We start from the raw sequence: 12,331 nt of genomic DNA on the forward strand, positions 1-12,331 counted from the left end.
GCTTCACATAGTTCGAATAACATGACGCGCGACACATGAGTTCATGGCTACGAAACATCTGGGAAGAGGTCGGACGACCTCTGTTCCTGCGCCCTCGACGGGTGCAGTTTGCGGCGTTGTGCACGCGTAAGCAGGGTGCAAGCGAAGATGTGCTGCTGATCACCAGCCGGGATACCGGGCGCTGGATCATACCCAAAGGATGGCCGATTGACGGGCTGGACGGCGCCGAAACGGCCGCGCAGGAAGCGTGGGAAGAGGCCGGAGTGCGGGCTGAAGCCGTCGAAAAGGAGCCGGTGGGCCACTATACCTACGACAAGATCTTGAACAACGGGTCGGCCCAGCCGGTTTTGACCAATGTTTATCGTATCAGGGTCAGTGAATTGTCAGATGACTATCCCGAGGTGGATCAGCGCAAACGCTGCTGGGTTTCCCCCTCGGTCGCCGCCAAGCGCGTGCGCGAGCCGGAACTGCAATCCCTGCTGCTGCAAATGTAACCCATCGTTGATTTTCTTGATGGCAGGCAGGTTGCCCCATCTGTGGTAAACTTATAGCTGCCTGCGTTTACCCAAATGCCGTGATTGAACAGATGCCGAATTCGAACGCAAAACCACGCTGGCAGACGCTGGACACGGACCTGCACAGGATCTCGCGGGTCGAGGTCGCAAACTCTCATGTGGCCCGGCCCCTGCTTGCGCCCGGAATTGCACTGGCGTTCATGGCTGTCGCCGGGCTGGTCGCGGCGGTGCTGTTTGGTCTGGCCAATGGCGGCTTCATTATTATAGCTGCGGCGGCTTTCGGAGCCTACATGGCGATCAATATCGGCGCCAATGACGTGGCCAACAACATGGGCCCTGCGGTGGGTGCCAACGCGCTGACCATGGGCGGTGCCATTGCGATCGCAGCTGTCGCCGAAAGCGCAGGTGCGTTGCTGGCAGGGGGTGACGTCGTATCCACCATCTCAGGCGGCATAATCGACCCGATGTCGGTTGAAAACAGCCACGTGCTGATCTGGGCCATGATGGCGGCGCTGATTTCTTCAGCCATGTGGGTCAATCTGGCGACCTGGATCGGGGCGCCAGTTTCGACCACACATTCGGTCGTTGGCGGCGTGATGGGCGCCGGGATCGCCGCAATGGGACTGGGCGCGGTCAATTGGACCACCATGAGCGCGATTGCCGCCAGTTGGGTGATCTCGCCCGTTCTGGGCGGTGTAATTGCAGCCGGGTTTCTGGCGCTGATCAGGGCGAAAATTCAGTCTCGGGACGACAAGATCGCCGCCGCCCGGCGTTGGGTTCCGATCCTTGTGGCGCTGATGGCCGCAGCTTTCGTGACCTATCTGGCCGTGAAGGGCCTGCAGCGTGTTGTAACCGTCAAGCTTGAAATTGCCTTACTGATCGGGGTGGCCACGGGGCTTCTGGTCTGGACAGTCACCGTCCCTTGGGTGCGGCGAAAATCTGAAGGGATGGAGAACAGGACACGCTCGCTAAAAACACTGTTTGGTCTGCCACTGGTGATATCGGCCACGTTTCTGAGCTTTGCACATGGCGCAAATGACGTGGCCAATGCCGTGGGCCCTCTGGCAGCCATTGTGCACGCGGCCGAGTTCGGTGACGTCACTGCGCAGGTTCCTATTCCCACATGGGTGATGATCATCGGAGCCTTCGGAATTTCGTTTGGTCTGTTCCTGTTCGGGCCCAAGCTGATCCGTATGGTTGGCCGCCAAATCACCAAGCTGAACCCGATACGCGCGTTTTGCGTCGCCCTGTCGGCAGCGATCACCGTGATTTTGGCCAGTTGGCTTGGGTTGCCGGTTAGCTCTACCCATATCGCGGTGGGTGCCGTTTTTGGCGTTGGGTTCTATCGAGAATGGCAATCGAACCGGCGTAATCAGCCCGGGCTGCGTTTGGCGCGCGAAGAGTATCAGCGGCGAAAACTGGTGCGACGGTCGCATTTCATGACCATTATTGCCGCCTGGATCGTGACCGTTCCGGCCGCTGCGTCGATGTCGGCGATTATCTACCTGATCCTGACGGCGTTCGCGTAGAGATCGCGCATCGCCTAGACGGGTGTTGCAATCAGGGCCTGATCTGATCCGGAAACATCGGAGTTTCAGGCGCTTGGCGAATCAATTCCGCCACCCGAGAGCATATCGGCGTCGGCAGGCCCGTTTGCTGGCCAAGATGCGTGATTTCACCTTGAAGAATGTCGATCTCCGTCGGGCGACCCTCCATCACATCATAAGCCATCGAGGTGCGCGCGCTGGGATCGATGGTCAGCATGCGCGCGGCAACTCGGCTGAACAGCGGAGTCGGCAGGCGCAGGATATGAGGGGTCATCCACGCGGGCAGCGGCGTGGTTGAGGCAACCGGATGGCCCGCCGCCTTCAAAACGGTCAGAGCCTCAGACATTTGATCAGCCATCAAACGACGCCAATTGCGATCCATCAGTTGGTTCACCAGCGTCAGGCCGGACAACGCGTTCAGGGCATTGTTGAGATTGATCACCAGTTTGCCCCATTGCACGGCTTCTATCTGATCACTGGCGGTGACCGGCAGGTCTGGGCTGCTGAGTTGCCCGGCCAGATCACCGCGGCCAGCCTGAATCACGATCTCGCCCGATGTGGCCCGGTGGTAAGTACCCGGGTCCGTTGGCACCACGTTGAACGGCACCATACCGGCCCGAACGTCGTGATCGGGCAGGATGGCACGCAGGGTCCGGGCGTTCTCCATCCCGTTTTGCCAGGATAGGACCGGTGTATGTGCAGGCGCGTGCATTTTGATCAACTCGGCCATCTCAGCAGTCGCGCCCGATTTCACGGTTACAATGACCAGATCGGCGGATCTAAGGCAGGCAGCATCCTCCGAAAGGATCATCGAGCTGGCATGAAGCGTGCGACGTAGTCCTGAATAGTCAGTGATGGTCAGACCCTGCTGCCGGATCGGTCCCAACACACGGGCACGCCCTAGAAGGGTCACCTGGTGCCCGGCAACGGCCAGCAATGCCCCGCAATAGCACCCGATACTACCCGCACCCGCGATGACAAGCTTCATGGGAGTTTTCCTTGCTGTTGAGGTCTGGGTTGTTGCCATAGACATGGGTCTTCCAACAACTCCGTTAATGCCTTGCAAACAGGCCACAATAGCCCGCACCGCGGGCTATTGCGATCAAGACTCAAGCTCGTCCCATCTGAACGCATCCTGATCGGCCTTTACGCGCCCCAGAGAGGGCAGCGTGAAATGGCTTCCCAATACGATGCAATTTGCCTCAGACGCAGTCTCTAACAGGTGCCTGCGAGAGGATTTTGCCAGATCCATGTCGGCGTCATAAATGAAGTGCCAATCAGGATGCCAGCATTGAGCCGTTGAATGCAGTGCATCGCCGGTCACTATGGCTTCCTGGCCTTTGCTTTTGATCTGAACGGAAACGTGGCCAGGTGTGTGGCCCGGCGTGGGTATCAACGATACTTCGTCGCCCAGCTTGTGACCGGGCTGGACGATGTCGGCCTGCGCCGCTTCGACAACGGGCAATACGCTTTCCAAATAGAGATCGCCGTTGCCCTGTCGCTGCATCTCTTCATCAGCGGCGGGTAGGATGTAGCGTGCATTTGGGAATGTCGGGACCCATCGACCGTCTTCAAGTTTGGTATTCCAACCTACATGGTCGGCGTGAAGATGCGTACAGAGCACGTAGTCGATATCCTCAAACGTCACGCCCGCCGCAGTGAGCGCAGCCACGAACCGCGTACCGGATCTTTTGTGCCAATCCGCATATTTCGGGATGGTTTTGTCATTTCCCACACAGCTATCAACAAGGATGTTGTGATCCGGTGTCTTCAACAGAAAACCTTGGACGGGCAAAATAAGCCGTCCCGATTGGGGGCACACGCCGCCTGGAACGCGCTTTTCAATTATCGCCGCAACGTCGGGCCCTGCGTTGGGGTATAGTTCCTCTGGCGGCAAAAACGGGCCGTTGATTTCCAGGATTCTCCAGACCTCGACATCACCAATCTTACACAGCACAGCATTTCGTCCTTGTGACCAGAAAACAACCGAACCAAAGCTATCAGCCCCGACGTATCTTGCAACGGGGATTTCCGGTCGAGTGTTCGCTTAACAGTCGAAACCTTCGATCCCGTATCCGAGATCGTCTTTGGAATTGACGGTTCGGCGTTTAGCGCGCCCGTCTTGGCTTTGTGCGTTCAAGCTCTGGCGAGATCGGGATGAATTCCTGATCGTCGCCGGGCGGCAGGTGGAACGCTCCGTTGGCCCAGTCAGCAGTTTTCCACTCGCGGGTGGCGGTTTCGATCTTTTCTTTTGAGGATGAGACGAAGTTCCACCAGATGTAGCGATCTTCGTTCAGTGTCGCGCCGCCCAAGAGCATCAGGCGCGCACCCGTGGGCCCCGCCTTGACCGAGAGTTTGTCGCCCGGCCGGAACACCATCATGCGACCGGCGTCAAACACATCGCCCGCAATATCGACCGAGCCTTCGGTCACATAGACCCCGCGATCCTCGTGATCATCTGGCAAAGGAAACGATGCAGCCGGGTCCAGTTGCACGTCGAGATAGAACGTGTCGGACAGCATGGTCACCGGGCTGTTCTCACCATAGGCCGAGCCCAAAATCAGCCTTGCGCTGACGCCCGTATCCCGAATATGGGGCAGCGCGCCCTGCTTGTGGTGTTCGAAATCGGGGGCCATATCCTCATGCGCTTCGGGCAGGGCAATCCACGTCTGGATGCCAAACAGGCTGTGCCTTTTGCCACGCGTTTCGTCACTCGTACGTTCAGAATGGGTGACGCCGCGCCCGGCGACCATCCAGTTGACCTCACCCGGGTAGATCATCTGATGGGTGCCAAGGCTGTCGCGATGTTCGAACTCGCCCTGATATAGGTAGGTAACGGTGCCCAGCCCGATATGGGGGTGCGGGCGGACATCGATGCCGCCTTCGGTGATGAATTCGGCGGGCCCCATTTGGTCGAAAAAGATAAATGGACCAACCAGTTGGCGGTTGACCGAAGGCAATGCGCGGCGCACTTCGAAGCCGCCCAGATCGCGGGCACGTGGAATGATCAGGGTGTCGAGTGCCGAATTCTCGGACGTACAATCCGGGTTGTGGGTTGGGTTCCAACTCATGCCTGCTATCCCTCAGGTGCCGACGGGCCGAAATGGCGCATCGTTCGATCATGCATCGAGATATTGCCGATAAACGGCAAGTAAAGCGCAATTTCGCACAATCAAAATGCGATACGGGCCGCGCTAGCGAGGCCAGAGCTGCGGAAAAAACGAGCCGGCAATCCGATCTCCTTCGCGATAGCCTGCGGCTTCGAATTGTGCACGCTCATCTTTGGCCCAATCACCGCGATAGCGGATCATGCCATCGGGTGCCGTCATGCGCAGGGTGAACCGGCGCACGGTTTCGGATGGGGTGGTTGAAGACAACCCTCCATGCAGCGTGCGCATGTCGAAAAAGATGCAGTCGCCAAGATCCATCTCCCATTGCAGCAGGTCATAGGCCGTTGGGTTAGCGTTGATGTCGGGGGGCGGATGATAGGTTCGACCCGCGACTTCGGTCGGTTCATAGCTGGGATGCCCATCGGCAAAGCGCACCCGCATGAACAGCTTTTCCCACAGATGTGATCCTTTCACAAAGGCAATGCCGTTATCCTTGCTCACCGGTTCCAGCGGCAGCCAGAGGACACACATCGTGCCTTCAAAATCGAAATAGGACAGATCCTGATGAAAGGGCGGGCGCGATGTTGAACCGGCTTCGCGCAGGAACCAGTTATCCATCACAAGATTGACCGAAGGGGCAGCCAGCAGCTGTGCGGCAAGTGGTGCGCAAGGGGACTTCCGGACAAACTCGTCAAATTGCGGGATCTTGTTCCAGGCCCAGTAATCTTCGAAATAGGCCGGAGCATCAGGGTCTTTGGTGTGGCGCGTGAAATTGTCAGTCGGTGTTGCAAGATCAGCGTCGATACCTTCGCGCAGCAGGGACAACCAGTCGGAGGTAAACCTGGAGCGCAGCACGACCGCACCATCGCGCCGGAATGCAGCGATGTCTTCGTCTGAGATTGGGGCTGGAGAAGTCATACGGCACCCTTTCCGGTGTGTTCACTTGGGTGGTGGTGAGGATTGCATCGCACAGGCAGACCGTCAAAGAAATTCAGGCCACCCGCCCTGCCCCGCGATCATCAGGGCAAAGGCTGGATAGCCCACAACCGGTTCAGGCTCGGAAAAGGTAACCATCGCACTATTATTTGTTTCTGGATGTACCTGCTCCTATCTTAAGGGTCAGGGTCGTCACGCATTACAGGAGATTTCTATGTCTGGTGCTCCAATCACTCGTCGTTCTTTGATCGCCGCCGGAGGGGCTGTGTTGACATCGGGTTTGCTGCTTCCCGCGCATGCATCGGGTCTGGCCCCGACGCCATCGATGCGGGGTGGGTCCAACAACTATCGCCCCGGCGCACCCATCGTGGACCGGATCGGCGGTGGCGGATTCTGGATGACAGGAACCGTCCGGCGCGCCGGAGATGGCGCACCATTGTCAGGACAGCGCATTCAGATTTGGGCACATACGACCGAAGGGTATGAGCGCGACCCGCAGAGCCATGGCGCAACCCTAACCGACGCAAACGGAGAATTCCGGCTTGAGATGCCGCAGATCGTGCCGGCCTTTGGTCAACCGCACGGGCATCTGGCCTATGACAGCGCAGAGTACGAAACCGTGTTCTTGCGCCCGGTTATGTCGAGTTCCAAAGACAAAACACTGAGTGCGCATTTCGTGCTGCAACCGGCCTGACCACGGCGGACGAATTTCGGTGAGCCGCACGCGTACGACTCTGATTTGGGGGGCTTTGGCAATTGTCGCCGTGGTGCCAATTGCCGCCGCAGCATACAGCCCGTTTCTGGCATGGCGGTCACCTGTGTACATAGCGGCCGGGTTTGCCGGGATCATCGGTATGTTTCTGTTGCTGATGCAGCCTTTGCTGGCGGGCGGATACCTGCCAGGACTGTCGGCATACCACAGCCACTACATTCACCGATGGGTCGGAGCAGCTTTGGTTACCGCGATGATTTGCCATGTGGCCGGTCTGTGGGTCACCAGCCCGCCGGATATGGTCGACGCGCTTTTGTTTGTCTCGCCCACCCCGTTTTCGGCCTGGGGTGTTATCGCCATGTGGGCGTTGTTCGCAGCAGCACTTTTAGCGCTTTTACGTCGTCGGTTGAACCTGCGATTTCGGACGTGGCGGCTGGGTCACACGACGCTGACCAGCGTGACCGTTCTGGGCAGCGTGGTGCATGCGATGCTGATTGAAGGAACCATGGAGATTATGACCAAGACAGCCCTGTGCGTATTGGTCTTGTCGGCGAGCATTAAGACGCTCGCCGACCTGCGCGTCTGGGTGATAAGAACACGCCGGTTCGACTAAACACCCAAGCACCAGCGCATCACAGCCTTCTGGGCATGCAGGCGGTTTTCGGCCTCGTCAAAAATGACCGAGTTGGGGCCGTCCATAATTTCGGAGGTCGCCTCTTCCTCGCGGTGGGCCGGCAGGCAATGCATGAACAGCGCATCAGGTTTGGCGTGGCTCATCAGTTCCGCATTGACCTGATAGGGGCGCAGCATGTTGTGGCGACGTTCTTTGGCGGATTGGGAATCATGCATTGAAACCCAGGTGTCAGCGACCACCAGATCCGCGCCTTCGACCGCCTTGTGCGGATCGCGTTCAACAACAATCTTTGAGCCCTTCTGACGGGCAAGACCGATGAATTCTTCCTCGGGATCAAGCTGCGACGGTCCGGTAAAGGTCAAATCAAACCCAAACTGACCTGCGGCGTGCAGGAACGAGGCACAGACATTGTTGCCGTCGCCAGTCCAGACGACCTTTCTACCTGCAATCGGTCCCCGATGTTCCTCAAACGTCAGCACGTCGGCCATGATCTGGCAGGGATGCGTGCGGTCAGTCAGGCCGTTGATCACGGGCACATCGGAGTATTCCGACATCTCGGTCAGGATGGTTTCATCAAAGGTCCTGATCATGATCATATCGACATAGCGCGACAACACACGCGCCGTATCAGCGATGGTTTCGCCATGGCCCAGCTGCATATCCTTACCCGACAGCACCATGGTTTGACCGCCCATCTGGCGCACACCCACATCAAACGAGACGCGGGTCCGGGTCGACGGCTTCTCAAAGATCAGAGCCACCATGCGACCGTCCAGAGGTTGGTCGTCATCAGGTGCGGCTTTGGGGCGACCCAGGCGGGCCCGTTTCATCGCACCAGCCTGATCAATCATAGTCCGCAATTCTGCAGCGTCTGTTTTGTGAATATCGAGAAAGTGGTTCATATTCTGTCACTTTTGTCTATCGACGGCCGGGGGCGCTGCCCCCGGGGCCCCGGAGTATTTCAGAAAAGGTGAAGATCAGGCGATTTCGAGAGTGGCCTCGACCTGAGTCGCGGCTTTGTCGAGGCGGATCACAGCTTGCGCGATGTCATCTTCGGTTAGTGTCAGCGGCGGCAGCAAGCGGATCACGTTGTCGGCCGCAGGGACGACGATGACCTTGTTTTCATAGCCGGCGTTGACCACATCCAGGTTGGGTGCATTGCATTTGAGACCCAGCATGAGGCCCGCACCGCGGACCTCTTCGAACACCTCGGGGTGATCCGCAATCAGGCCTTCGAGTTTTTGGCGGAACAAGCCCGCTTTGCGGTTCACACCTTCGAGGAAGGCAGGTGTAGCGACCTGATCCAGCACGGCGCTGCCCACGGCACAACCCAATGGATTGCCGCCATAGGTCGAGCCGTGTGTGCCTGCGGTCATTCCGCTGGCGGCGTCTTCGGTGGCCAGCACTGCACCGAGCGGGAACCCTCCGCCAATGCCTTTTGCAACCATCATGATATCTGGTGTGATGCCGGCCCATTCATGAGCAAACAGCTTGCCTGTCCGACCAACACCGCATTGCACCTCGTCGAGGATCAGCAACAGCCCGTTATCATCACAAATCTGGCGCAGGGCTTTGAGTTCGGCGTCAGGGACGGGGCGAATGCCGCCTTCGCCTTGGATGGGTTCGATCAGGATTGCGGCGGTCTGGTCGGTGATGGCGTTGGTGACGCCATCAAGGTCACCAAAGGCCAGATGGACAAAACCTGGCAACAGAGGGCCGAACCCCTTGGTCATCTTCTCGGACCCGGCGGCGGCGATACCGGCTGAGGAGCGGCCGTGAAACGAGCCGTTAAAGGTGATGATCTCGACCCGCTCGGTCTGGTCCTTGTCATAGAAATACTTGCGGGCCATTTTCACAGCCAATTCGCAGGTTTCCGTACCCGAGTTGGTAAAGAATACAGTGTCGGCAAAGGTGTGTTCCACCAGCTTATCAGCCAGCGCCTGCTGCTGCGGGATATTGTAAAGGTTCGACACATGCCATAGCGCATGCGCCTGTTCCGTCAGCGCCGCGACCAACGCCGGATGCGCATGACCCAGCGCGTTCACCGCGATGCCGGCGCCGAGGTCCAGAAAACGTCGGCCGTCTGCTTCGGTCAGCCAGGCGCCTTCGCCCTTCACAAATGTCAGGGGCGCGCGGTTATAGGTCGGCAGAACGGACGGGATCATCGGATCATCCTTTTCAGGTAGGTTTGACCTCGTGACTGATACACTGAGGCCGGGTTCGTCAACTGATTTGGTGGAGTTTGCGCCAATTGGGCGGCGCAAATGGATCAAACGGGCCGGTTACGCGGTAAAGCGTCGGCGTCGGAGGCGCAGGATATATGCGAGTTTGATCATGCAGGCCGTATAGCGGGGTGCGCACAATCTGGAAACCCCGAATTTTGTTTAATGCAAATAAACCGCTGAGGCGTCGCGGCGCATGTTTTTCGGCTTGCCATTTGCAACGCACTGCCGCACCGCTTGCGCATGTTTGTTCCAAAAAGCCATAATCCGCCCCTTGCCGCATTGCTCATCTTTGTCGCCAGTGCGTTTCTGGCCAGCACCACGCTCTTGGCCAAAGCATTGGGAACGGACACATTAGGCCCGCCATTGCATCCGATGCAAATCAGCCATGGCCGTTTCATGTTTGCGTTTTTAGTGATCCTCTGCGCGGTTGCGGTACTGCGCCCAACGCTACGGCGCCCACATTGGGGGCTGCATATCGGGAGGACAAGTTTTGGCTGGCTGGGAATTACGCTGATTTTTGCCTCGGTTGCGTTCATTCCGATGGCGGATGCCACAGCGATCTCCTTTCTGAACCCGGTTTTTGCGATGCTACTGGCTATCCCGCTGCTGAAAGAGGGGGTTGGCCCTTGGCGATGGCTGGCCGCAGCCGTGGCCCTAGCCGGTGCGCTTATCTTGCTGAGGCCGACACCAGACAGCTTTCAGCCCGCGGCGCTGCTAGCGCTGACGGCTGCGGTGGTGATTGGGATGGAGCTGATTTTTATCAAAAAGCTGTCGGGCCGGGAAATTCCGATCCAGATCCTGCTGGTCAATAACGCGATGGGGTTGGCTATTGCCACCGTCGCAGTGAGTTTCGTGTTTCAGATGCCGACGCTCGCTCAATGGGCAGCGCTGGCGGGTATCGGGGTGCTGATGGCCTGCGCGCAGGCCTGTTTCGTCAACGGCATGGCGCGGGCCGATGCGTCCTTTGTCGCACCGATCAGCTATGCAACGCTGATCTTTGCGGCGCTTTATGATTTTGTTATTTTCGGCGTAATCCCGGATGTCATCAGCATCGTGGGGTCAGCGATTATTCTGACCGGCGGCCTGATCCTCGTTTGGCGTGAGGCCCGCATCAGGTAGCGGACGGCTGGCCAGTTCCGAATGTGTCTAGGCCTTGAGCCGGTAGCCAGTGCGCAGCATTTGCCACGTGACAGCGCATACAAAAATGGTGGCACCGCTGCAGACTGCAAACCCCAGCAAAGGTGCGCTGTCTGAAACACCGATCATTCCATAGCGCAACCCGTCGATCAGATAGAAAACCGGGTTTGCGTGGCTGATCCGGTTCAACAGCGGCGGCAGGGCCTCGACCGAGTAAAACGTGCCGGAGAGGAAGGCCAAGGGGGTGACGATGAAATTGGTGATCGCTGCCATCTGGTCAAACTTGTTGGCAAAGATTCCTGCAAATAGCCCAAGCGCGCCCATGAACGCACCGCCCAAAATGACAAAGATCAGCGCGATCAAGGGGTGTTGCGGCACCACTCCAAGAACCAACGCCAAAGCGATGGCCACGACGCAGGCGATCAGCACGCCGCGCGCAACACCACCCGCCAGATAGCCCAACAGGATTTCGAGTGGCGACAGAGGTGGCATCAGCGTGTCAACGATGTTGCCCTGAACCTTAGCAATCACCATGGACGACGACGTGTTGGCAAAGGCGTTCTGGATCACGGTCATCATCATGATGCCCGGGGCCAGAAAGATCAGGAATGGCACACCCATCACATCGGGTCGGCTGGGCCCGATGGCAATATTGAAAATCAGCAGGAACAAACCGGCCGTCACCAAAGGCGCCATCAGGGTCTGAGTCCAGACCGACAGAAAACGCAGTGTTTCGCGCTGAGCCAGCGTATAGAGACCCATCCAGTTGACCGCGCCGAACCGACGCTCTGACTGATCGGTGAGAATATGCATCTTCTGCCCCCAAACTGATTCGAAGACTGCTTGTAACTCGGGCCGCAGTGTTTAGAATAGGGGGCTGAGACGAATTCCGAAGGCGGCCCGAATCCGGGGCCGCTTTCCCGCTTTTGAAAGGCAACCGATGTCCTGGACTGACGAGCGCGTAGAACTGCTGAAGAAAATGTGGGGCGAGGGCCAGTCGGCCAGCCAGATCGCCAAGGAACTGGGCGGTGTGACCCGCAATGCGGTGATCGGCAAAGTGCACCGTCTGGGCCTGTCGAACCGGGCCACCGGCGCAAGCCCGGCCAAGGCCGAGCCGAAAGAGAAACCGGCGCCCGCACCCAAAGCCGAGGCGAAACCAAAGCCTGCGCCCAAGACCGAACCGGCGCGGCCTGCCCCGGCGCCCGAAGCGAAACCGGCCATTCCCGCCCGCCGCCAGATCATTCCGGCCGGTCAGCCCCTGCCGCCACAGCCCTCGGCCAACGAAATCAGCCCCGAAGCCTTAGCCAAGGTTAATGAGATCGAGAAAAAGGCCAAGAAGCTGACGCTGATGGAACTGACCGAGAAAACCTGCAAGTGGCCTGTCGGTGACCCGGCGACCGAGGATTTCTGGTTCTGCGGCCTGCCCGTTGAGGCCGGCAAGCCCTATTGCGAGGCGCATGTGGGCGTTGCCTTCCAACCGATGAGCTCTCGCCGCGACCGGCGGCGCTAAGGCCG

Annotated in this window: 13 protein-coding genes; 6 read left to right on the forward strand and 7 right to left on the reverse strand. The window is 58.6% G+C overall.

Translation table 11 applies throughout. The features are described from left to right. Window positions 1-35 precede the first annotated feature (35 nt). On the forward strand, window positions 36-494 hold the full coding sequence (locus Q1B13_RS17835; protein WP_298936976.1) for an NUDIX hydrolase: 459 nt from the start codon (window positions 36-38) through the stop codon (window positions 492-494). A 92-nt stretch (window positions 495-586) separates the two neighbouring features. Further along, on the forward strand, window positions 587-2,044 hold the full coding sequence (locus tag Q1B13_RS17840) for an inorganic phosphate transporter (protein ID WP_299082701.1): 1,458 nt from the start codon (window positions 587-589) through the stop codon (window positions 2,042-2,044). Window positions 2,045-2,075: 31 nt separating this feature from the next. Here the strand turns inward: Q1B13_RS17840 and Q1B13_RS17845 are convergent, their stop codons facing one another. The 4 genes from Q1B13_RS17845 to Q1B13_RS17860 form a co-directional block, all read right to left on the reverse strand. Beyond that, window positions 2,076-3,050, reverse strand: coding sequence for a 2-dehydropantoate 2-reductase (locus tag Q1B13_RS17845; RefSeq protein WP_299082703.1), 975 nt, complete (start codon window positions 3,048-3,050; stop codon window positions 2,076-2,078). A gap of 114 nt (window positions 3,051-3,164) precedes the next feature. Next, the gene (locus Q1B13_RS17850; RefSeq protein ID WP_299082705.1) at window positions 3,165-4,019 is read right to left on the reverse strand and encodes an MBL fold metallo-hydrolase; all 855 of its coding nucleotides are present in this window, start codon (window positions 4,017-4,019) and stop codon (window positions 3,165-3,167) included. A gap of 151 nt (window positions 4,020-4,170) precedes the next feature. Beyond that, a complete protein-coding gene (locus tag Q1B13_RS17855; RefSeq protein ID WP_299082707.1) occupies window positions 4,171-5,133 on the reverse strand; it encodes a pirin family protein in 963 nt (320 codons plus the stop codon). Window positions 5,134-5,256: 123 nt separating this feature from the next. Then, window positions 5,257-6,090, reverse strand: a complete 834-nt coding sequence (locus tag Q1B13_RS17860) for a phytanoyl-CoA dioxygenase family protein (protein ID WP_299082709.1) — start codon at window positions 6,088-6,090, stop codon at window positions 5,257-5,259. Between the two features lie 232 nt (window positions 6,091-6,322). Between Q1B13_RS17860 and Q1B13_RS17865 the strand changes: the two genes are divergently transcribed. Together Q1B13_RS17865 and Q1B13_RS17870 are read left to right on the forward strand one after the other, a co-directional pair. Beyond that, window positions 6,323-6,802, forward strand: a complete 480-nt coding sequence (locus Q1B13_RS17865; protein ID WP_299082711.1) for a twin-arginine translocation pathway signal — start codon at window positions 6,323-6,325, stop codon at window positions 6,800-6,802. 19 nt (window positions 6,803-6,821) lie between these two features. After that, window positions 6,822-7,433: a ferric reductase-like transmembrane domain-containing protein gene (locus Q1B13_RS17870; protein WP_299082713.1), complete on the forward strand. Its 612-nt coding sequence runs from the start codon at window positions 6,822-6,824 to the stop codon at window positions 7,431-7,433. Here the strand turns inward: Q1B13_RS17870 and argF are convergent. Continuing rightward, entirely contained in the window at window positions 7,430-8,356 is a 927-nt protein-coding gene (gene argF / locus Q1B13_RS17875) for an ornithine carbamoyltransferase (protein WP_299082715.1), read from the reverse strand. The two genes, Q1B13_RS17870 and argF, sit on opposite strands and share 4 nt — an antisense overlap. A 75-nt stretch (window positions 8,357-8,431) precedes the next feature. After that, window positions 8,432-9,619: an aspartate aminotransferase family protein gene (locus Q1B13_RS17880; protein WP_299082717.1), complete on the reverse strand. Its 1,188-nt coding sequence runs from the start codon at window positions 9,617-9,619 to the stop codon at window positions 8,432-8,434. A gap of 300 nt (window positions 9,620-9,919) precedes the next feature. Between Q1B13_RS17880 and Q1B13_RS17885 the strand changes: the two genes are divergently transcribed. Next, window positions 9,920-10,798 (forward strand): DMT family transporter, encoded by an 879-nt coding sequence (locus tag Q1B13_RS17885; RefSeq protein ID WP_299082719.1) that lies wholly within the window; start codon window positions 9,920-9,922, stop codon window positions 10,796-10,798. Between the two features lie 27 nt (window positions 10,799-10,825). Here Q1B13_RS17885 and Q1B13_RS17890 read toward each other — a convergent pair whose 3' ends face one another. Continuing rightward, window positions 10,826-11,629: an ABC transporter permease gene (locus tag Q1B13_RS17890; RefSeq protein WP_299082721.1), complete on the reverse strand. Its 804-nt coding sequence runs from the start codon at window positions 11,627-11,629 to the stop codon at window positions 10,826-10,828. A gap of 127 nt (window positions 11,630-11,756) precedes the next feature. On the opposite strand from Q1B13_RS17890, the gene Q1B13_RS17895 reads away from it, so the two are divergent. Further along, on the forward strand, window positions 11,757-12,326 hold the full coding sequence (locus Q1B13_RS17895) for a GcrA family cell cycle regulator (RefSeq protein WP_010441710.1): 570 nt from the start codon (window positions 11,757-11,759) through the stop codon (window positions 12,324-12,326). Window positions 12,327-12,331 lie beyond the last annotated feature (5 nt).

Source organism: uncultured Ruegeria sp. (assembly GCF_947489545.1).
In the GTDB taxonomy this organism is placed as follows: Bacteria; Pseudomonadota; Alphaproteobacteria; order Rhodobacterales; family Rhodobacteraceae; genus Ruegeria.

What these genes read in the sequence shown, in the direction of transcription:
- Q1B13_RS17835 (WP_298936976.1), top strand. Translation starts at nt 36, where the DNA reads ATGAGTTCATGGCTACGAAACATCTGGGAAGAGGTCGGACGACCTCTG.
- Q1B13_RS17840 (WP_299082701.1), top strand. Translation starts at nt 587, where the DNA reads ATGCCGAATTCGAACGCAAAACCACGCTGGCAGACGCTGGACACGGAC.
- Q1B13_RS17845 (WP_299082703.1), bottom strand. Translation starts at nt 3,050, where the DNA reads ATGAAGCTTGTCATCGCGGGTGCGGGTAGTATCGGGTGCTATTGCGGG.
- Q1B13_RS17855 (WP_299082707.1), bottom strand. Translation starts at nt 5,133, where the DNA reads ATGAGTTGGAACCCAACCCACAACCCGGATTGTACGTCCGAGAATTCG.
- Q1B13_RS17860 (WP_299082709.1), bottom strand. Translation starts at nt 6,090, where the DNA reads ATGACTTCTCCAGCCCCAATCTCAGACGAAGACATCGCTGCATTCCGG.
- Q1B13_RS17865 (WP_299082711.1), top strand. Translation starts at nt 6,323, where the DNA reads ATGTCTGGTGCTCCAATCACTCGTCGTTCTTTGATCGCCGCCGGAGGG.
- argF (WP_299082715.1), bottom strand. Translation starts at nt 8,356, where the DNA reads ATGAACCACTTTCTCGATATTCACAAAACAGACGCTGCAGAATTGCGG.
- Q1B13_RS17880 (WP_299082717.1), bottom strand. Translation starts at nt 9,619, where the DNA reads ATGATCCCGTCCGTTCTGCCGACCTATAACCGCGCGCCCCTGACATTT.
- Q1B13_RS17885 (WP_299082719.1), top strand. Translation starts at nt 9,920, where the DNA reads ATGTTTGTTCCAAAAAGCCATAATCCGCCCCTTGCCGCATTGCTCATC.
- Q1B13_RS17890 (WP_299082721.1), bottom strand. Translation starts at nt 11,629, where the DNA reads ATGCATATTCTCACCGATCAGTCAGAGCGTCGGTTCGGCGCGGTCAAC.
- Q1B13_RS17895 (WP_010441710.1), top strand. Translation starts at nt 11,757, where the DNA reads ATGTCCTGGACTGACGAGCGCGTAGAACTGCTGAAGAAAATGTGGGGC.